Origin of the sequence: Nostoc sp. LEGE 12447, assembly GCF_015206985.1 — a bacterium.
In the GTDB taxonomy this organism is placed as follows: domain Bacteria; phylum Cyanobacteriota; class Cyanobacteriia; order Cyanobacteriales; family Nostocaceae; genus Nostoc.
The window spans coordinates 13461-35411 of sequence record NZ_JADEXT010000051.1 but is presented as its reverse complement, the minus strand read 5'-3'; the positions used below and the strand labels follow the sequence as shown (position 1 = coordinate 35411).

General features: G+C 39.0%; 14 protein-coding genes. 7 read left to right on the top strand and 7 right to left on the bottom strand.

Going from position 1 to position 21951, the window contains the following annotated elements; genetic code table 11:
• The first annotated feature begins 261 nt into the window (after positions 1-261).
• The 3 genes from IQ274_RS31125 (at position 262) to IQ274_RS31115 (ending at position 4685) form a co-directional block, all read left to right on the top strand.
• Positions 262-1704 (top strand): NB-ARC domain-containing protein, encoded by a 1443-nt coding sequence (locus IQ274_RS31125; protein ID WP_194144546.1) that lies wholly within the window; start codon positions 262-264, stop codon positions 1702-1704.
• Entirely contained in the window at positions 1689-3647 is a 1959-nt protein-coding gene (locus IQ274_RS31120; RefSeq protein ID WP_194144545.1) for a protein kinase domain-containing protein, read from the top strand. Before IQ274_RS31125 ends, IQ274_RS31120 begins: the two co-directional genes overlap by 16 nt.
• 186 nt (positions 3648-3833) lie before the next feature.
• Positions 3834-4685 (top strand): hypothetical protein, encoded by an 852-nt coding sequence (locus IQ274_RS31115; protein ID WP_228058486.1) that lies wholly within the window; start codon positions 3834-3836, stop codon positions 4683-4685.
• On the opposite strand, the gene IQ274_RS31110 is transcribed toward IQ274_RS31115, so the two are convergent.
• Both IQ274_RS31110 and IQ274_RS31105 read right to left on the bottom strand, forming a co-directional pair.
• Entirely contained in the window at positions 4646-7150 is a 2505-nt protein-coding gene (locus tag IQ274_RS31110) for a CHAT domain-containing protein (RefSeq protein ID WP_194144543.1), read from the bottom strand. The genes IQ274_RS31115 and IQ274_RS31110 overlap by 40 nt on opposite strands.
• A 15-nt stretch (positions 7151-7165) precedes the next feature.
• Positions 7166-9418, bottom strand: coding sequence for a filamentous hemagglutinin N-terminal domain-containing protein (locus tag IQ274_RS31105; RefSeq protein WP_194144542.1), 2253 nt, complete (start codon positions 9416-9418; stop codon positions 7166-7168).
• Between the two features lie 222 nt (positions 9419-9640).
• Here IQ274_RS31105 and IQ274_RS31100 point away from each other — a divergent pair, with 222 nt between their 5' ends.
• Complete coding sequence (locus IQ274_RS31100; protein ID WP_228058485.1) at positions 9641-10417, top strand: class I SAM-dependent methyltransferase; 777 nt, start codon at positions 9641-9643, stop codon at positions 10415-10417.
• Between the two features lie 100 nt (positions 10418-10517).
• Here the strand turns inward: IQ274_RS31100 and IQ274_RS31095 are convergent, their stop codons facing one another.
• Positions 10518-10796, bottom strand: coding sequence for a hypothetical protein (locus IQ274_RS31095; protein ID WP_194144540.1), 279 nt, complete (start codon positions 10794-10796; stop codon positions 10518-10520).
• A gap of 51 nt (positions 10797-10847) precedes the next feature.
• Here IQ274_RS31095 and IQ274_RS31090 point away from each other — a divergent pair, with 51 nt between their 5' ends.
• Positions 10848-11789, top strand: coding sequence for a hypothetical protein (locus IQ274_RS31090; protein ID WP_194144539.1), 942 nt, complete (start codon positions 10848-10850; stop codon positions 11787-11789).
• 320 nt (positions 11790-12109) lie between these two features.
• On the opposite strand, the gene IQ274_RS31085 is transcribed toward IQ274_RS31090, so the two are convergent.
• Positions 12110-12985 carry an aspartoacylase gene (locus tag IQ274_RS31085; RefSeq protein WP_194144538.1) on the bottom strand — a complete coding sequence of 292 codons (876 nt, stop codon included), beginning with the start codon at positions 12983-12985 and terminating at the stop codon, positions 12110-12112.
• A gap of 117 nt (positions 12986-13102) precedes the next feature.
• On the opposite strand from IQ274_RS31085, the gene IQ274_RS31080 reads away from it, so the two are divergent.
• Positions 13103-14032 (top strand): LysR family transcriptional regulator, encoded by a 930-nt coding sequence (locus IQ274_RS31080; protein WP_194144537.1) that lies wholly within the window; start codon positions 13103-13105, stop codon positions 14030-14032.
• Positions 14033-14151: 119 nt separating this feature from the next.
• Complete coding sequence (locus IQ274_RS31075; RefSeq protein ID WP_228058484.1) at positions 14152-14601, top strand: hypothetical protein; 450 nt, start codon at positions 14152-14154, stop codon at positions 14599-14601.
• Between the two features lie 368 nt (positions 14602-14969).
• On the opposite strand, the gene IQ274_RS31070 is transcribed toward IQ274_RS31075, so the two are convergent.
• From IQ274_RS31070 to IQ274_RS31055, 3 genes are all read right to left on the bottom strand, one after another.
• On the bottom strand, positions 14970-15728 hold the full coding sequence (locus IQ274_RS31070; protein ID WP_194144535.1) for a peptidylprolyl isomerase: 759 nt from the start codon (positions 15726-15728) through the stop codon (positions 14970-14972).
• Between the two features lie 174 nt (positions 15729-15902).
• Positions 15903-20897, bottom strand: a complete 4995-nt coding sequence (locus IQ274_RS37580; protein ID WP_265578590.1) for a S8 family serine peptidase — start codon at positions 20895-20897, stop codon at positions 15903-15905.
• A gap of 96 nt (positions 20898-20993) precedes the next feature.
• Positions 20994-21791 (bottom strand): hypothetical protein, encoded by a 798-nt coding sequence (locus tag IQ274_RS31055; protein WP_194144534.1) that lies wholly within the window; start codon positions 21789-21791, stop codon positions 20994-20996.
• Positions 21792-21951: the final 160 nt, after the last annotated feature.

Genomic DNA, 21951 nt, shown 5'->3' with positions numbered 1-21951 from the left:
TGATCAAAAATACCCGCAGGCGGTGTTCCCTGGTTGACGTTGGTCAACTTCTTTCACACTTTTATGCTCAAGCTAGACCGGATAATGTACTAGAGATGCGTTAAATCTCCCTATTAAGATGTAGCATTTAAATCAATATAGCCTAGAAAGGTAATTTGAGAACCTAGCTTCAGTTAATAATTGTGAATTTTGTAGATATTTTAAGTACTAAGGAGTAAAATGTAACTTTATGTATACCTACTTACGTAAGGAAAAGTCGGCATGAATTCAAGCCAAGTTTTAGACGTAAAAAGAGTATTAGCTGTATTAGAAGAACAAGTATTTCAATCTACGGGAAGGTATTTAACAGAAGTAGAAAAAGTTCTTATTAAGGGAGTTTGGGATAGTAAAGATTATAAAGAGATGGCAAGTGATTCGGGGTATAACGCATACTATTTGCAGCAGAAAGTAGCTCCACCACTATGGAGTATGCTTTCAGTAATTATTGGTGATGGAGTGAAAGTAACAAAAATATCTTTGAAATCTATTTTGCTTAAGCTAGCAAAGAGCGATTATCGGAAGGAAGAGGCATCCAGATTGGATAACGATAGTTTCGTTGGCAATATTAGAATTTATGGGGAACTACCTAAAATAAAATCTTTTTATGGACGAAAGGATGAAATTAACTATTTTAAGAAACAAATTACTCTATTTAAAGAACGCTGTATAGTTTTTACTGGAGTTGGAGGAATAGGAAAAACTTTATTAGCCTCTAGATTGGTTGAAGAAATAACTTTTGATTCTTTAAGTAGTATATATGAATGTATAATCTGGAAAACAATTAATCATTCTTTGTCAATTGATGAGTTAGTCATTGATTTAAATAAAATTTTTCAAGTAGACATAGAAGCAAGTGAAAACTCTTTTATAGATAGCATATCTTTACTATCAAAACAACTTCACTTACATCGTTGTCTACTAGTAATTGATGGATTTGAAAAGCTATTGTTAGCCGATGATTTTGGAAAAAGATTACAATATGAAAAATTCCTTTTAAAACTTACAGAAGGGAAGCATGAAAGCTGCATTATTATAACAAGTCAGTTGCCTTTAAAAGAATTTGCTTCTGTGACTACAAAACTACCTATTCGCTCTTTCAAATTAGAAGGTTTAGATGTAAACGCTGGAATGCAAATATTACAAGAAAAAGGTTTGACTGGACAGGAATGTAAGCGATTAATTGAAAATTACTCTGGGAATCCATCAAGTTTAGAAGCGTTGGCTGATAGAATTAATCGTTTTTTTGAGGGGAGTGTGAAAACATTTTTTAGATATCAAACTACTATGATTGATCCTCAACTTGAAACAATGCTACATCAGCAATTTGGACAAGTTGGACTTTTAAGTAATCTTCAAAGGCAAATAATGATTTATTTGGCAGAAGAAATGTCAGAAAACTCGACTCCTATTCAATTCTCTAAACTCATTGATAATTTAAAAGAGCGAGTAGATTTCAAGTTGTCAGTTTTTGAACTAATAACAGCAATAGAAGTTTTAGAACAACGCTCGTTAATTGAAATTGCTGGTAAATCAAACAAACGAGAAGCTAGTTATAGTTTACAAGCATCTATTAAGAAGTATATTTTAGTTGATCCATTGGGATTAGTGCATAAAATACCAGATACAATACAAACAAGGGAAGTTACCTTGTGGGCTACTGCATAAATCCTCTTTGTACCCAACGTTATAATCCTGATAGCGCTGAAAATTGTTTAGTATGTGGAAATCCATTGATAATAAACGGGCGTATTCGTTTGCTACGCCCGTTGCGTTCTTTGGAGCAAAATCCATATACTTACACAGATGTCTTTGAAATTGAGGATATTGGCACAGAAGAACATCCTCAGCCTCAAATAAGAGTAATGAAAGTATTAAGATGGATTGATGATTCTAAGTTAGTTGAGCTACTTAAAAGAGAATCACTCATATTACAAATCTTAGACCATCCTGGAATTCCCAAGTCTAATAGGGAAGATTATTTCACATTTAGGCTGAATGATAATCTTCTAGAACTACATTGTCTAGTTATGCATAAGTTTGAAGGAGAGAATTTAACTCAGTGGGTACAATCTTATGGACGAATTAGCCAAGAAATGGCTTATGAATGGTTATTGCAGTTGATGGAGATTCTTGATTTAGTTCATCGGTCTGGTTTCTTCCACAGAGATATCAAACCAGAAAACATTGTTCATCAACCCGACGGGAATTTAGCACTTGTTGATTTTGGTGGAGCAAGACAGCTTAGTAGAACCTACTTTGCCAAAGTCAGTACCAGTGGAGGAACTACTACAGGATTCGGTAATGGTTACGAAATAACTGCTGTTAGGACAGCTTGTTACTCTCCCTTAGAGCAAATTCATGGACAAGCCGTACCACAGTCAGACTTTTACGCTTTAGGTAGAACTTTTGTTTACTTAGTCACAGGTATTTCTTTAATTGAAATCAAAATGGACGAGCAGACAGGAAGACTAATTTGGAGAGATAAAGCACTTCACATAGATAAATTTCTGGCTGATTTACTTGATGATATGATGGCTCCTTTTGTTGGGCAGCGCCCACAAAGTACTCAAATAATAATACAGCGTTTGGAGCGCTTACCTAATCAATCAAAGTTTAATCGAGTAATTAAATCAAAGCCGTTTCAACTGAGTGTGTTTGTATTAGGTTTATTAAGTATTGTTGGTTTGATATATTCATCCCTACCTCTAGTAGCAAAATATTATTTAGATTCCGGTAAAAAAGCTTATAAAGAAAATCAAATTGACCAAGCTGAGAACGATTTTCAAAAAGCAGTATATTTGAATACTAGCTTAAAATACACAGTAGCAGATTATTTTTTAAATCAAGGTAAAGAAGCTTATAAAGAAAATAGGATTGCTGATGCTGAAAAAGACTTTCAAAGAGCAATAAAGTATGGACATAATTTAAATAATTCAGTCTCATTTTTTTACTTTGAGAAGGGTTTACAGCATCAAAATAACCCTAAAATTGCTAGAAAAAATTACGAGCTAGCTATAAAGTACAACCCGAAAGACGATACTGCGTATAATAATTTAGCAATTGCGTGTCAGCAGTTATATGACTATAATTGTGTTAACAAAACTTACGAAATAATTTTTAAGTTAAAACCTAATAAATGGGAATCACATTACGGATTAGGTGATTTTTATGATGGACAGGGAGAATATGATTTAGCAGAAAAGCAATATGAAATTGCTATTAGAAGTAGCGATCAAGCTATATTTGCTGTTGCGGCTTTAGCAAGATTGAAAAATAAAAAAGGGGATCATAGAGCAGCAGCTACTTTAGCTTTAAAAGGTTTGCAGAAAACTAACAATCGGGAATTACAAGCATCGCTGTATAAAGATTTAGGATGGGCAAGGTTAATGGAAAATAAGTTAACTGAAGCCGAAAGATATCTAGAAAAAGCAACAAAGTTAGATAGCGAAAGAACAGATGCATATTGTTTGCTATCTCAAATAGAAGAATCATTAGGTCAACTTAATTACGCCAGAGCTTATATAGATGCTTGTATCTTGACTAAATCTAGCCTACCAGAAGTGTTTCGCTGGAGACAAGAACTGCTAGATCGGATACTTGATAAATGATAAGATGCTCAAACAAATTATGTTTGTAAAACAATGAAAAAGCTGATGTTTTTTGGGGGAATGTGCTGTTTAACTTCTCTAATACTAATTCATCTACCATTGCTAGCAAATGTACCGCTCATAAGAGTAAGAAGAAATCAGGTTCATTGTGATCCACAAATGGGAAGGATAATAAGTAAGGGTAACATGCACTTGTCAGCAGGGAGTTTAATTTGTAAGGGAGATACTATAGAAGTTGCGAATGGTGATTATGTAGAATTTTTATGCTTTAGTTCTGGAAACATTTTAAAATTATCTAGTGGAACTATTCCTCTTGATAAATGTGCAGAACCTGACGAAGCCTTATCCACTTGCAATCCAACCAATACTAATGCGTGTCACATACGAAAAGGTGGCACAGAAGGGAGCGATGAGCCAACAATCATTTCTCCTTATAGCACATCAACATTGAATTCCCGTCCAGAAATAACTTGGACTGCTGTTAAGGGTGCTACTTCTTACAAAGTCAAAGTAAAAAGTTACGAGTTTGGGTGGGAAAAAGTTGTAAATCAAACTCGGCTTGCCTACCCAAGTGATGAAAAAGAATTTCAACCGGGTACTCCATATACAATAGATGTCTTTGCATATATTGATGGTCAAGCTTTTAGCTATGATGAAACGTTTGTGGACGTATTGTCTGTAGCAAAGCAAGAACAAATTGCACAAAAGATTAAACGCATCAAAGACTTAGGGCTACCTCCAGATGAAACTATTCTTGACATAGATGCTATTTATACGGCAGAAAATCTTTTAAATGAAACAATTGAGATGTTAAAAATGGCAACAGCAACTAACAGCCAAAATCCGACTCTTTACAGAGTACTGGGCGATCGCTATCTGAAGGCCAAGTTGCCAAAGTCGGCGAAATCCGAATACATCAAGGCATCTGAGTTAGCGAAAAGCAGCAATAATTCCAAAGAGTTCCAAAAAGCCCAATCAGGGCTACAAGTAGTGGAATTTTACAACCAGCTTCCAACCAGGAGGAACCCACCCCAATAATAAGCCTTCTTATATTTAGGATTTGACAGTAAACTTAATTGCGCCTGACGTAGTGCTTCTGCTTTTGGCAAGCCATTGTTCAAACCTTTATAAAATTCTTGCATAAGCAAAGCGGTAGAATCGGCATCCACGCGCCACAAAGTAGCAACAGTACTACGCGCTCCAGCTTGTGCAGCCATTCCTGCAATACCCATTGCTGACTGCTTGTTGCCTTTAGCTGTTTCGCAGGCGCTGAGAACAAGTAACTCAATTGCATCTTGACTATTTTCAGTTTTACCTCTGATTAAGCTGTCAAAGTCCCTAATATTAATTAGCTTGTCATAGGCTACTAGTACTGTTTTGAGTGGGTCAGAACTAAATTGACCGTGGGTAGTAATATGTACAATAGGAAAATTATTTTGAGTTAGTTCTTCTTTAAACCTTTTAAGGGTAAACTTATTGTCTAACAAGGCAACTGACGATTTAGTTTGTTTTTCTACATTTTCTATTTCTTGTTTAGATGGGAGCAAATTCTCCATATTTTTAGGTGCATTTGGATCTATAGAACTGGGGCTTAGTTTTGATAGTCCAGCTATTAAAGCTATCATCTGGTTTTCATGTAAGACTCTAGGTTGTCTAATTCTGGAACCTAAAGTTTCTGCAATACTGTAACGCTCTATTAAATAATGTTTTCCATCATATAACAATGCCATTGGTATGCTTTGGAAAGATTTATCTAAAGTGAATACGAGTGTTCCTGATGGGGGTAGATATGTTTTTATTGGTGCAATTAGCTTTTCATAAATTCCTTGAGAAGAAGTAGTAATGCTACTTTCGCCTACTTCCGAAAAATTTTCATTTTGTAAAGCTTCTAAAAGATGATCTATCTGGAATCGAACTAGTTTAGATTCAATAGAATGGTGGTGAAGTGAGCCATCTGTTGACTGAGCAATTACTTCTATAGTATCCCCTAAATCAATAATGTGAATTACTGTTGGGGCGCTCTTGAGGTTCTGAAGCTGATTCAAAGCAACAAGGTCAAGCTTGCCACATCTGAGAAAGTTTTCTAAGCGTGCTATCTGCAATCCTTCATTTATCTCTATTACTCTTTTTAAATCAGGATTAGGTGATGTTAAGAGTAATCGCATATAATTACGATATGTCGGCTCCATTTCTGACTGAAAAGAGAACTGCAAATCTCCGTTAGTTGACAAAAGACTATCACGCACTTCAGTCATGTTTGCGATCGCAGCATTATAGTTCTGAATCGCTAACTCAGTTTTTCCCTGCTTTTGGTAAATTAGTCCTAACTGCTGCTGCCATTCGTAAGCAATATCCGAAGCCCGAATTGATTGAGCGAATCCTAAAGCCTTCGTAAAATATGCCTGTTTTTGTTCTGTTTGAGTTGATACTTTACCCAAAGTACCAAAACTATAGGATAACCATCGGATACTATTAATAGTTTCAGCCATTTTCAATGCTAATTTAGCATATCGAATCGCTACTGATTTCAATTGTTCATCTGGGATCTGGCTGAGGTTATTAGCAAAATTCAACCGAGCATGAATAGATGGCTCAGGTGATAACTCCAAAAAGGCAGAAGAATTGCCATCTATTTGATTTACCAATACTCTAATTTGTTGATTAACTTTCTGATGGAGGTTCGCTTGATTTGGTTGATGACTTAGCAATTTTTCCCAACTGATCAGTAAAGTTAAGTGATTCAACTGAGCTTGCAGTTTAGCTGATTTTGAGATATTTGGGATGTTTTCTAGTGTTTGGTAATACCAGAGTGATTTTTGCGCTTTTTGTGGAATAATGTTAGCAATCTGCTCTCGAAAAAGTGGTTCCTCTATCCAAGAATATTTATCTTGTAATTGCTGATAAATTGTCTGTTCAATATTACCTAGAGACAGATAAATCCCACTAATCTTTGATGAAGATACAAGTTTTGCTAGCGTTAACGTTTCTTGTAGAACTGTTTCAGATTCATTTAACTTTCCCAAAATCCGCAAGACTTCTCCGAGATTCTGTAATCCAAGTAAGTTAACCGATGTTGCTTCCTGCTTACCAATTAATGTCGTGAGTTGCTCTTTTTGAGTAAGAGCAGGTTGCTGCAAAGTCGTGTCGCAAATACCTAAAATTGTATTAAAGTTTAAAGCTTCTAAAAGTGTATTGCAAGCTTGTTTATGTAATCCTAATGCTTGGAAAGCAAGGTTTTGATTAATCAGGCTTTCCGTAATTCCCTCTTGGTCGTTTAGTTGGCGATATATTTTGGTAGATTCCTGCCAAGTTTTTAAAGCTTCATTCGCCTGATCTAGAGCTAATTGTTCGTGACCTGATGAAGTCAGGGATGCCGCTTGATTTTTGAGAAATTCTTTTTCTTTTTTTACAGTCTGGGCAGGGGAGGAGGATTGAATTAAAATTAAAGACAGCCCTAGAATGCCTGAGAAAAGATATTTAAAGCAACATTGAAGTGAGATCATTTTTATATCTTTTTATCACTGAAATACTGAAAAACAAGAACTTGCAGACAGTGAAGCATTATCCCAGGTTGGATTTGCTTGGTCTGTTGTCAAAACTAAATTTCCTTGAGAATCCCGAATCAAAACGTTGGCTTCTATGATTTGTGTAGCTTGGTTACTTCTTAATGATTTTGGATTATGTGAATTATTCAAAGCTGGAACTGGAACAGAGTTACTTTGCTCAACATTGTTAGACATCAGGTTATTAGGTTTAGATTGGAGATTGCGAGTACTACTAACTCGAAAACTATTTACTTCTGTGCCTGCTCGTGCCTGACAAACTGGGGTGATTTCAGGAGTTATTGGAATTACTTCTGCTTTTAGTTGAGTAGGGTAAATGTTAGTATCAGCGATGTTATATTTAACAGTACCGTTAATTCCGTACTTGGAACTAGCTGTTATTAAGCTATTAAGGGAAAGGAATAGTCCCCTAGCATTAATTGTGATATTCCCACCACGGCCCTCAAAGGCATTTGCGGTGATGCTGCTATTTTTTATTGCAACTAAGATATCTGTGTTGATAGTGATGTTGCCGCCGTCGCCATTACCCCCAGCAGTCGCAGTAATGATACTGTCACGTAATTGTAAGTCACCAGAGTGTAAGAAAATGTCGCCTCCTTCGCCCTTGGTGCCGCCTTCTGTGCCAGCTGTGATAGTACCTCTGTCTAGATTGATACTGTCTGCGTTGATTCGGAGGGTTCCTGCATTTCCTTGTCCTGGCTGAAAGTTGAGATTTTTTGGAATTTTTTCACCACCAATATTTACTCTCCCACCATCAGTGACAGTTAATCGTTCTGCTTCGATTGTCAGATTTCCGGCCTTTCCAGTTCCTCCAGTTCGAGCTGATATTCTGCTAGGAGAATTACCAGTTAATGACTTTCCGGTTACTTGCACTTCTTGGTCAGCAGTTATAGATACGTTGCCTCCCGAACCCTGCCCAAATGTGCCTGATGATATCACTCCTCCAGAGCGTAGACTCAAGCGCGCAGTTTCAATCTTGATGTTACCGCCAGAACCGGTAGATCCTCGTTGGGCCAAACTTGTTATGGAACTGCCTGCATTCGCTGTTGGTTTTCGCAGCACTTCTACTGAATCATGAGCTAAGACCTCTATGGAACCAGCATTTCCGAAGCCATACGTACCAGCAGCGATCCCTGCTCCATCCCGGACATTTAACCGCCCAGTTTCAATATTGATGTTGCCACCCGATCCGGTAGCTCTTGGGTAAACTAGGCTCGATATACCAGTGTTGAAAAACGAATCAACTTCTGGTAATCCCACCAGGTTCACTGAATCTGAAGCATTGATTTTCAATGTTCCTCCCGTTCCTGCTCCTAATGTGCTGGACTCAATCTGAGAACCACTGTCTAGCATTAGCTTGCTGGCTTGTATTTGAATATTGCCACCACCATCACCACTGGCATCAACTGCTGCTGCTCCAGACAACTGGATCTCTCCAAAGGCTGAGATGCCTGAATATCCCAACGTCCAGCCTTTATCTGTAGGAATCAGATTGACCAAACCCGCTCCAGCCACGCTGCCTAATTCAATCTGTCCCCCTGTTGTTTTAAGCGTTCCACGTGAGAGTAATATATCACCGCCCACCAAAGCTAAGGTTTGATTTGGCTGCACGCGTAGACCAGAACTAGTATCTATGAGGTCTGAAGTTTTTCTTATACCTTGACCGTCTCCAAAGACGTGAATATTTCCAGCATTTGTCCCAAATCCTAATCCCACAGGCACGCTCACTGTCAACAGAGGTTCTGCACCACTAAGGGGTTTAGCATCGAAGGAGATGCCATCAGCAAATTTAATATTACTAGCAGTAGTGCCGAAAAACGAGCCGCCAATATTCAGTGAAGCATTCGGCCCAAAAATAATCCCATTGGGATTAATAAGAAATACGTTGGCTATGCCGTTAGCTCGAATTAAACCATCAATATTAGATATTGAGCTACCCGTCACTCTTGTGAAAATGTTTTGGATGTCTAGGGCATTTTTGAAGTAAACTGTGCTTCCTGTGGGCACAGAAAACTGTCCAAAGCTATGGAACAAATTGCTTCCGAATTGGGTTCCTCCCGTTATCGCACTGGTATTATTACCCTCTCGTGTGACGCTGGAGTTAACTCTTAGGGTTGCATCGGGAACAATTTGTGCCGCAATTGGCTCCCAAGGCAATAGACAAAACAAGGTGCTGCCCTTGATAAGCCAGGATAAAGCTTTTGTCATAAATCATGGTAAAAGTTTCTCGGTTGGTCTCTGAATTATTTTTAGTACAGACTTGCACCCTGCACCCGAATGATTACCAATTATACAGATTAATAGTAACGGTAGCGTCTTGTCAAATTGGATTGGAGACAGAGGCTTTTCTCTAGTAGTAAAACTGTTAATATTTACTAAAATCCGAGCGAAAGTGATCGGGAGTAAAATACGTTTGTGGATTTATCAGTGATGAACAGAAAACGTAGTGAGTCCTTTAATGAAGTTGCAGAAATCTATGATGCAGCACGCCCTAGTTATCCATCTCAATTGATTGAAGATGTAATTGAGATGGCTAATCTTACGGATTCAGCTTCAATTTTAGATATTGGAACCGGGACAGGTAAGGGGACTGTTCCATTTGCTGAAAAGGGCTACGCTATCTACTGTTTAGAGCCAGGTGAAAGACTGATTGCAATAGCATCTCAAAATATGCGCTTATATCCAAAGGTGACATTTGAGACAGTTACTTTAGAGGATTGGAACTTACGCCCAAGCGCCTTTGATTTAGCAATATCTGCCCAAGCTTTTCATTGGGTAAATCGTGAAAAAGGGTATCCAAAAGTTGCACAAGCTTTAAAAGAAAAAGGTTATATTGCGTTTTTTTGGAATTTCTCTATTTTACCAGATACTTCAATATTTCAGGCGCTCAAAGAAACGTTTCAAAAATATGTACCTACAATATCTAATGCTAAACCATCCTCAGTTGAATCACTAATAAAAAAAAGAGAAAACTGGATATTAAATAGCTTTTGTTTCAAAAACCTAGTGGTCAAAAAATATCCTTGGTCTATTAATTATGATGCAGAACGATATCTAGGTCTTCTGAAAACTCAAACTGCTTATCAAAAATTTACTGGAACTGAAAAGCAGGATTTTTCTGATGCTATTATACAGATATTAAATGCTCACGGAGGATATGTTACTAAACCCTATTTATCTGTTCTTTTCTTTGCTCAGAAAATTTAAATCAGCCCCTTCATTCTAAATAAAACTCAATGTCGAGTATCGGTTACAACTCATCTCAAACCCGATACGGAAAAACTACGGGTTTAAACCTAGATGAAATTTATATAGTCACACCAAATCCAATACCCTCTGTCAAATAATCAAGCTTTAGCCGTTGTTTTACACGTCTGTTGAAGAGGGTATTTCTAGAATACACCCAAACAGTATTTTGTTGTTGTGGTGGCTCTGGTGTGGTGTTTTTTTTTTTGATAATTGCTCTATGAGATTTTTTAATGAGTTTTATATTTGGTAGTGCTTTAAGGCTGCAAAATATAAAAAGCAACGAAAAACCCCATCCTTCATACAGGTTGGGGGGATAGATAAAAAACATATATTCCATGATGACACAATTCAATATTTGTTCGACTGCTGTCAGCCTAGAGGTGGGGCAATGAACAAACCACCATCCAGACGCAAGAAAGTTATCCCTGGGGCATCTAATGAACCAAAGCTAGCAACCGACTCTGCTGCCGAAAATATTTCTGCCCAAGATAAGCCAGCATTAGCAACCATCGAGGTTGTGGCTGTTGAAATAAGAGAGTTGACCGACCAAGAAGAAAGCTTACGCTTGCAATTGGAACGTCAGGTAGAAAGGGCATTTTTGTCAGCAGGTCAGGCGCTGATGGAGTTGAGAGACAGACGGCTATACCGTTCCACGCACCAGACTTTTGAAGAATACTGCCGCGAACGCTTCAATTACAGTCGTGACGCAGCTTACTTGAAGATTTCGGCTACTGTGGTTTATGAGAATCTTCAAAAGTTTTTGCCGACCAATGGTCGGCAAATTCCAATGCCGACCAACGAACGACAACTGCGCTTTTTGGCGAAAGCCGAGTTGGAACCGGCTGTGCAAGCGGATGTCTGGCAGCAGGCAGTAGAGCAAGCTGGTAATAAGATTCCATCTGGTCGCATAGTGAAAGATGTTGTAGATAGGATACGCGAAAGTCCGAAAGTACCCAATCCTTACCACGTTGGGGAGATATGCGTTCTTCTGCCCAAAGATAATCCAGACTTGAGAGGTAAAGCGGGTTATTGGGGCGTAGTTAGCCATGTTGGAGAATACAGTTGTACACTCCAGATATGGGACGGTGACTATACCGTAAAAATCGAACACCTGAAATCACTGGAATTACTTGATGAAGATTGTAGATTCATGCAGCAGTTGTGTTTGAGGTTACGGCAGTTGCATCAAGTAACCAACCGTGACGAGGCTGTGGATTGGCTGTTGCAGGGGTTGGGGAAACAAGCTAAACCTTATTTATCTTCGTTGCAGGCAAAATTGCTGGCGACTGTGGAACGGGAGTACAAAATCGAGTGGAAGCAACAGAAATGATGGTGCAGCCAGTAAAAAGTGATCGCTTTTGGGTTTTTGGGTTGATTAATTTGTGATGGCAGCAAAAGGAAACATTATTGGTAAAGAACATGATTTTTTTCGGAACTTGCTACCATACAAGCTGTCTATCTAACAATACCGAATCACTTATACAGTAACCGGGGCATTGAATCTATGAAGCCCCATGTAAATTTCTGGCGTGAGCTAAAACTGCTCTCTTGTCAAAACTTGAGAGCAGTTTTGTATTGTCAGTCAGCAAAGCGCAAAACTGCCAACAGCTATAAGTGCCGTAAAGAAAAAAGTTGAAATTTCACTCACTCTTAAAGAGTTACTTCTTGTTTGATAGCCAAGCTCATAGCGATATGTTTCTCGTAATACGCAGCTTCATTGATGAAGATTGGAAAAATGGAAGATTCTCCTTGATAGTCAATCACCTCACCATCAAAACCGAGAAATAACGGGTCGCCAGTATGCAAAATTTCATAGTCTTTAAATTGAAGTTGAGGGTAAATCATTGCCCGAATTTGCTGAAGTTCATCTCTGGGATAATCTACAGCTTTCACTTGTTGGTATAGGGTGAAAGTTTTAGGAATTTCAGGTGTTATTGCCTGATTACAGAGTTCGATAAAATCGAGAATTGAACTAATCAAAGCTTCTGTTTGCAAGAATAATTCGGCATTGAGAGTCCCTTGAGCTACTGGCCCGACTTCGATAGCAAAGCCTAATTCACAAAGGCTTCTTAGATAAGAATGGTCTTGATTAGGTGGGTATTGCAAAACTTTGACTAAAGGATTAATAGTACTTAGATAAGCAGCCAAACCTAACAAGTAGGGATGATTATTGTGCAAAATTACTGTCAGACCCATGTTAGAGGTTGTACTATGCAAATCAATAATTAAATTAATCTTTGATTGCCCAATAGTAAATGCGAGTTGTTTAGCCAGTAATTGCTCATAATTAATCAGCTTTGGGTTTTGTAAATCTTGAGCTTTAAAGCAGCGATTGAGGTCAGCATCTATATACCGTCGCCCTTCTTCAATAGCTTTGGGATTTGCTAATAAAGTCAATATTTCAAAGCTATCACGTCTAATTAAATTAGGATATTGTTCATACTTCCTGACTAGGAACACTCCTGTAATCTCATTTCCATGAGTTCCGCCTACAATAGCAACTTTTTTGATTAATGGATGAGACATAAAATTTTTTCCTTTAGGATGTTAAGAACAGCTTAAAGGAAAGCTAAATTCACCGCTACTATATGATTTGGATAATACTATATAAAAAATCATATATCATCGGGAATTTAATGCTCAATGGCACTTGGACGCGAACATAACTTTGAATTACAACACTTGCGTTACTTTATCGCTGTAGCTGAGAAAGAAAACTGTAGCATTAGTGAGGTAGCCGAAGAATTACACATGGCCCAGTCTAACCTCAGCCAGCAAATCAAAGATTTGGAAAAAAAGTTAGGTAATGTCACTCTGTTTGAGCGCAAGAAACGCCCACTACGGCTAACTGTTGCAGGACTTGAGTTTCTTAAAGAAGCCCGTTTAATCCTGGCTCAAGTTGACCGTGCTATTGAGACAGCGACACTCGCTAGTCAGGGTCAGATTGGACGATTAATAGTTGGATTCAATAGCTCAGTCTCCAATAGCGTTCTCCCCGATATTTTGATAGCTTTTCGTACTCGCTTCCCTTTAGTCAAACTTGTTTTACAAGAACGCACTGCTTACAGTTTAATTAAGGAACTGGAAACCCAACAAATTGATATTGGTTTGATGCACTGGTCAGCTTTGAATCGCCAAGACATAGGATTATGTGTTGAGCCAATTAAGGAAGAGTCTTTAGTTTTGGTTCTGCCATCAAGCCATCCTCTGGCTGCTCAGACAGAAATTTCCTTACAATCTCTCGCTAATGAATCCTTTATCCTACCACCCTCCCATCTGTCTTATAGTTTGTACCAGCAAATTGTTAGTTTGTGTCAGCAAATCGGTTTCGTTCCCAAGGTGACACAAGAAGCTACTTTAATGCTGACAATCCTGAGCTTAGTTGCTGGAGGGCTTGGAATCAGCTTACTACCTGCTAATGTACAAACTATAGAACGTCAGGGAGTTGTTTACCGAGCGATTAAAGAACAGACACCAATGCTCAAGATTGTAGCTGCTTGGCGGTCTGATAATTCTTCTGCTGTCTTACACGAATTTTTAGCAGCCTGTCGCTTAATTCAACATGGAAACTAACAATATCTCTGCAATGATTCTCTTGTTTAATTGCCAGACTGTTTACTCTGTGATCCACAGCCTACAACGATTTGACACCGAATTAATCACAAAGCGGTAATTAATAACTGAGGATGCTTTTGGGTGATGTCTACGGTTCACGAGTTAATTTAGAAAAATGCCCCATACCTTCAGAAATTAGTCTTGGATATGTGAGTGATGAAGCATTGGCAACCACAAAATGTCAACTGCATAGGATGCCTGAAGATTTTAAATCCACCTTTTTCATCGCCTTAACAAAAGCTCAAACTATAGTTGAGCCAGGAATTATTTTCTCTGAAGCTCTAAAGTTTTCCGGTGGGGTCGGTGTCGAAGTTACATTCCGCTCCGACATTGAAACTTTTATCAAATCCCGGTGTAATACTCCAGTTCTGGGCTTACGCCTGATACAAAAGCTCAAAAATATAGACTACAATACTCATCGAGTAATAGCTCTCCTTGGTGGCTCCTCTTCTCCCATGCTCCCGATTAATGTCTATTCTGTTCACCAAATCGAAACTCTGCTTAACTACCTCAATGAAGACAGATAAACACAACTGTAGTGGCAAGAAATAGAAAAACCGCCTTCTTCAGATGAAGAATCGTTGACAGATGCTCAAAGGACACAGGGGCGGCGCGAACAATATAATTTCTACCTCTGCCATAAGGTATTGGCAGAGATAAAAGCACTTTCAATCGTCTATTCCACGTTTGACTAACAACGTGTAATCCACACACCCAGAGTCTGTGACTCCTTAAAAAGGTGATCTATACAGAGATGTCCGTTACTTGGGCTGCAATAATTTACCATTGTTCATTTTGCTTCAGATATGTGCGTGTGTAACGATATTGCAGTTCGCTGACCTCAATTTTCTCTAAGCTTTTAGCCGTGCTAACTTAAAAAAAAATCAATGGCATCTTAAAGATTGACGAATTGAATATTGACTTCTCTCATCTTCTCCCTCAGCCATTCATTAAACAAACGGTTTTCAAGCTCTTGTTTAAGTTCTCCCTCTAATTTTACAGGCAAGAGTTGTTCAATCTTTAAAAGGCAGTATAGTCCCTCTATCTCAAGCGGGCCAACAATTTGCCCTTGTTGAGCGCTTTCTGTAGCTTCATAGATAGGTTTCGGCATCTGTCCGCGCATCACAGACCCCATGACTCCACCCACAACTGAATCATCTACGATAGAAAATTGTTTAGCGAGTTGAGTAAAATCCGCGTCGTGCTGTTCAACTTTTTCCTTCAAGCCTTGTGCCGTTTCAGCAGTTTCGACCACGATTCGAGAAAGAACAATGCGATCAAGTAATGCCTTGTTTTCCTCAAAATAATTTTGGATTTTTGGCTCAGTCACTTTTGATTTTAGGGATTCCAGTTGAAGCCGAAAGATAATACTGTGACGAAAATCTGAGTAAGCCAGTCTTTGGCTAGCCAACCAAAGTTGAAAAATATCTGGAGTAGTCAGTTGTTTTTGGAGCCGAAATTCTAGAATGAGTTGCTCCATTATATTAGTAGAAGGTTCTTCGATACCTAGCATCTGAATCTCTTTTTCCAAAACGTGCTGCTGAGTAATTTCTCGCAGTGTTTTTGGAAGCTCACCAGCAATACGCAGATATTGTAAAGCTTGTTCTAGGGAAATGGCTTCACCATCAATGACAAAAAGAGGGTTTGATTCCATTGGTTCACATTTTAGTGCAAAGTAGTGTGGTCAGGAGAATGGCTCATAGCTTCGTGCTAATCAAACACGGCTATTCATATCCACTAAGACACCCTGAGAGTTCTGACATAAGCTAGAGTTATGATTTTTGGTTCAGTTTTCGCTGGCAGCGTCAACGACTTGTCTTTTTTATACTTATGAACCACTTCCTACTGCCTTCAGAATTGCAACTAAGGCATCTTTCTTTGTCTGATCAAAATCGATGGTGCTGAAGTCAACTTTTGCTAAAGCTTTGCCAGCGTTGATAAGGTCAGCTGCGTCAGGAGCATTTGCCGCAGCAAGTAGTCCAGTTAGTGTCTTCTCATAATCTCCACTTTTTAAGGAAAGGAGAGCATCAGCAAGTTGAGTTGAATTGTCATCAAATCCTGCAAAGGAGAAGCCTGCTTTTAACGCCTCAACAAATTTACCTTCCTTAATATTTAGCGCAATATCCGTTAAGGCTTTCACGGTTTCTTCATCCAGCGAACTATTCTGTTTCTTGAGTTCTGTTGTAATCGCCTGTCTCAAGACAGTTCCAGAACTGCCTTCTGAGATATTAAAGACGAACTGTGCCCAAGTATCGAGTGCCTTTTGGTCGGTTGGGTCATCAATATCGGCAGCCGCAATAACCAGTGAGGATAGGGCATCGTCATACTTGTCCTTTTGACCATTGATTGCATCAGCTAAATTAAACGCACCAGATACCCACTTTTTACCATTGTCAACATCTATTGCTTCTAAAGCTGACCCTATTGTTCTTTCAAAAGCGCCTTTACTTTTTTCTGAACCAGGATTGTTTAGGTCTACATCTCTCAATGCCCAAGCTGCATCAACCCAATCAGCCGCATTTTGAACCTTGGCAGCGGAGACTGCTCCGGTCAGTAAATCCTTGATGGCCTGATCTTTAATGCCGAGATCAAATTGCTTAACAGCTTCAGAAAGGTAGTAGCCAGAGTCAATTGCTAATGCGACTTGACTAACAATAGGAATATTCGGGTATGCCAAGATATTGAAGATGGCATGAATTTGGTCATCTTGGGTAAATCCAGCTTTTTCTCCCTCTACTGCTGCCTTAATCGTTTTGACACTTAGCCCGCTAGTTGAAAGGAGTTCATAAATTTCATCTTTCGGAACCTTATTTGATTTCAGAGTGCGGTCAACTGCTTTCTCAATTGCTGGTGGCAGGTCAACGCCGATTGCTGTGAGGAATGATTTGCCTGCTTCTTCCCAATTTCCATCCAACACTGATTTACCAGCGTTCAGCAAACTCTGAATTGTTGAGCTACCGGAAAAAGCATTCCAGGCTTCTTTGAAGTCACCTTCCAGGACATACAACACTGCATTTGCACCATCAGTTTGAGGTTTATCGACTTTCTCAAGAACGTCATGAATAGTTGAACTCAGGCTGTTGAGACGATCCTCTACAAAACCCTTTATCTGTCCCAAAGGATTTTGGTTTATCAAGTTAGAGATTGGATTAAATCGTTCTAGCTGGTCAAGTGCTTTATCAATTAATGGCGAGAATGCTTTATTGGCGAATTCTTTGATTGCTACACCAACTTTTTGGACAGTTTCGTAAGCATGGCGGAGTTCTTCTGGGTGAGCAATAACGTAAGCAAGGGGATTACCTGTCAGAACTTCTGGATTTTCCTTGATGAAATCGACGAACTGGTCAAGTTTACGATTGCCTTCAGTGAGTTTGTCGTCAACCTCTTCTGCAAATCTTGAAATGTCATCCTTCCAAATGTCTGCGATCTTGTCAACAACTTTTTCCTCAAACTTGCTTTCTAAACGATTGGCTAACCCAGCAATCTGAGCTCGCCAGTCATCTACTGTCCCGCTGTATTCGTTAAAAACGTAGTCTCTAAAAGATCCCAGTTCCTGACGTGCAGTAACAAGACTGTCATTAACAAAAGAATTGAGTCTGTCAAGCTCATTGAACGCAAATTTTGTTTGCTCTACGATAGAGCTATTGAGACTCCTAAATTGGTCAAAAGCAGAGTTTGCTGTTCCTACAATAGAGCTATTGAGAGTTTCGAGCCTGCCAAAGCCAGAGTCTACAGCATTGTTGACTACAGTATTAAATTGCCTAGCTTTTCCAAAAGCAGAGTTTGCTGTTCCTACAATAGAGCTATTGAGAGTTTCGAGCCTGCCAAAGCCAGAGTCTACAGCATTGTTGACTACAGTATTAAATTGCCTAGCTTTTCCAAAAGCAGAGTTTGAACTTCTTACGACAGAATCATTAAAACTCTTAAATTGGTTGTTGATAGAAGTTATAAAACTGTTTAATGCATCTCCAATCCCAAATGGAAGTGCATCAATATTACTATTTATACCGTTTACAACTTCATCGAGTACTTCATTGGCAAAGTTGTTAACTCTATTTAGTCCGTCAAAAACCTCATCAAGCAACTTGTCCGCAGAGCTATTGATGTTATTTACGTTAGCTCGGACAGTCCTAAGTACTTCATTGGCAAAGTTGTTAACTCTATTTAGTCCGTCAAAAACCTCATCAAGCAACTTGTCCGCAGAGCTATTGATGTTATTTACGTTAGCTCGGACAGTCCTAAGTACTTCATTAGAGAAGTTGTTGACCCCATTCAATCCATTTGCAAATTCATTCAATACTTGATTTGCAACCTGGCTAGCTTCGTTGATACCCATCCGAACGTTGTCGAGCGCATTAGCTCCAGCTTTTTCTACCTGGCTAAAACTACCTTCAACAGTTTTTAACTTCAAATAACCTTGGCTTTCAAGAATCGCTACTTTGTTCCAAACATCTAGAAGCTGGCTACCTCCACTGAGCAAATCTCCAGGAAGACTAATTTGTTTTTGAGCATTCTCTACTGCCAGAGATCCGTTATTTACTAAAGTGTTCAAAGTGTTTCTACCGTTACTAACTGAGGAAGTGAGAACATTCCTAAAGTTACTTACTTCAAGCCAGCCAGTTTCTGTTACAAAGCCTAGTTTTTCTTCAATACCATTTAACCTTTCTCCTCCATACTTTAGCCAAGATTTGAAGCCTGCTTCAATATCATCTACGTAGTCATTACCGTATTTGATTGCAGAGTTAATAGAGCCTCTGATATTTCCTAAACCTTGATTTCCATAATCTAGCCAAGAGTTGAAACCTGCTTCAATATCATCTACATAGTCAGTACCGTATTTGATTGCAGAGTTGATAGAATTTCTGATGTTCCCTAAGCCTCGATTTCCATAATCTAGCCAAGAGTTGAAGTCATTATCGAGACTTGCCAAATTATTTTTTCCATAATTTATAAAACTATTGAAAACGTTCTTGAAGTCATCGACAATATTGGCAGATCTTTCTTGAGGAATAACGCCAAATGAATTTTGAAAGGTTGAAGCTGTAAAACTAGACTCCTGATCGTAAAAGTTGTAGAGGCTGATAAATTCTGTCCTCAGACTTTCTGGAATTTGATATTCATTCAGGAATTCCATCAAAATTGAGATTCCTACCGATTGGTAAGGCTTTGCATCAGTCGCCTTTGCTAAATCGACTGATGCCCCAATATTTAATAACCCTAGACCCGTCTCCTCATCCCAACCAAGCGTACTAATGTCTTTTGCACTGCGCTTAATAACTTCCAAAACTTGGGTGTAGTTCAAATCAGGATTTGCCGCCCAAGCAAGAGATATAGCTCCAGTAACCTTAGCGGCTGCCAGAGACGAACCATAAGTTGAATAGGAAGCTGTATCAATTAGTGAATAGAGAGGATTTTGCGGTGTACCTCCCTGCGCCAAAATATCTAAACCGTCACCGTAGCTAGAGTAGTAGGCGCGTTGTGTTCCATCGGCAGCACCTACTGTAATCACGTTGTCAAATTCTTTTGTTGCCTGACCCAATGCCGACAATTCACTTCGTTCGTTACCAGATGCCACAACAACCAGCACCTGATTGCGCTCTGCATAATCCAGAGCGGCTCGTTCTGCGGCAGTCAACTGATAGCGAGTAGTTACACTTCCATCGAGATTTATCTGAGTCAGATCAAAACTGAGATTGAGAACTGCATCTTCCTTACCAAGCTCTTTCGCTTTGTCCACAAACTCAATGACTGACTCTGCCCAATTTCCACTTCCCAAGGCGCGACCCAGCCAAATTGGTGCGCGGTCATTGATGCCATCAATCCCAATATTATTATTTCGGATTGCTCCAATGATTCCTAAAATGCGAGTACCATGCTCATCTGCGTCAGACATGTACCCGTCGATAAACAGAGGATTGTCATCTCCATCAATGCGATCGCTACCAAGAATGAGACGGCTATAGTCAATATCAGGATTAGAAGCACTAAAGCCACTATCAATAATTCCGATTAAGGGGTAAGCATCTTCACTAACCTGTTCAAACCAACGTTTAGAGACTCGTTCCAATAAAGAGGGATTTTGAGTAGTAAAGAAATCTTCCTCATAAACCAATCCTTTGTTGGGCAAAGCTCCCTTGATTCCAGTCAAATCAACTACTAGATCATTTTGAGGGTCAAAAGCAGGAGAGTTGTAGTTAAGTGATACATAAAAACGACTACGCCAACTAAACATTACTGCTTCATTGACCTGTAAAGCTTGCTTGTCAGGGGTTATTACATCCTTATCCCCATAAGCTGTAGACAATACATTTGGTAGACTATTTCCAGTGAGATTACCTAGATAATAAAAATTATTCGGTAAATCGAATAATTGAATTTTGTCCCCTTCAGTCAAGTTAAAATCACCGATGCGATCAGGTTGATCGGCAAGAGACTCGGTAGATGCTTCATAAACAAAGCCATCTTGTCCCAAACCACCAACTAACAAATCTCGACCATCACCCCCGATAAGGAGATCCTTGCCATCGCCTCCAGTCAGTTTGTCATTTCCACCCAATCCCAGTAAGAAGTCGTTACTGTTACCTCCGGTCAAGACGTTATTACTTTCATTTCCTTCCAGTATCAAACCTACCTGAGTTGCTTGAGTGAATGCAGATAATTGATTAATAAACTGAGCAGATGAAGGTAGCATACTACCTGTTTTGGTATTTGCTAGTGAGGAAAGAGTAGAATCTGCCAAAAAGGTTTTAGATAATAAAGTTTCTGGATTATTCGTTAAAGTCTCTAAATTCGTTCGATTTAATTTCAATAAATCTGTTTCCATATTTGGGATAATCTCTAAAATATTGAGCGTGAACTGAGAGGTGATTTAGATTCTAAATTGACCCATGATTTCGTCAAATACCAACCAAAATATTGCCTAGCTGCGTTTCCGTGACTTAAGAAATCCAAATCCAAACGCAATCAAGGTAGCTAAAGATATTGATGGTTCAGGGATTGTAGTAGCAGTTTGTATAACTACAACAGATTGATTGGGTGCTAGATTAAAGTTCCATTGATAAGCAAAACTAGCATCGCCACCATTTAAAACTAGAGGGCCGGACAAGTTAACGGGATTGCCTACTGTATTATTGAGAGCTAAGGGTGAAAAATCAACTAAATCTGGTACTAAAGCAGCTATGGCTGCGGTTGGAGTAGGTGTGACGAAAGTGGCAATTCCTCGACCCAAAGGAGAAGTTTGTGTAGCAGTAAAAGTGTCTTCATCAATTTTTACTTTGTTTGGGGCTACAGTCCCGTTGATATTAAAGTCGTTATATTGAAACAAACGAAAGTCAAGAGGCGCATTACTGATATTAGTTACGGTCATAGTTTGACTCAAACTACCCCGATTAGTTCCTAACGAATCACCTTTCAAAAGAAAATCAAAATTAATCGTAAAATTCTCAGCAAAATCTGTGTATTTTACCGATGCTTTATTTCCACTAAGAGAAAGGACTTCTTCAAATAAATCTGGACTAAATTCTTCCACCAGTGTTTGTTCGGTACTATCACCAATGCGAAAATAAGTGGCTGTTTGACCGGCTGTAACAGAATTATCAATTTGATCTACACCATCTATCTTCCAACTGACAAAGCCAGTCCCTAAACTATTGTCAAAATCAGCTGTAGAGTTCCCATTTGTGAGAGTAAAATTAGCTGCAAAAGCTGGTTGTGTCATTAATGCAGTCAAGCTGGCAAGAAAATAAATAAAAGGGAATGTTGGCAGTATGTAACGATACATGTACTCTCGTCCAAGGCATATTGTTCCATAACTGTAGCTGTAAGTGTAATAATTTACGGTCGGGAAAAGGTCGGAAAAAAGTCGGAAAAAGTCGGAT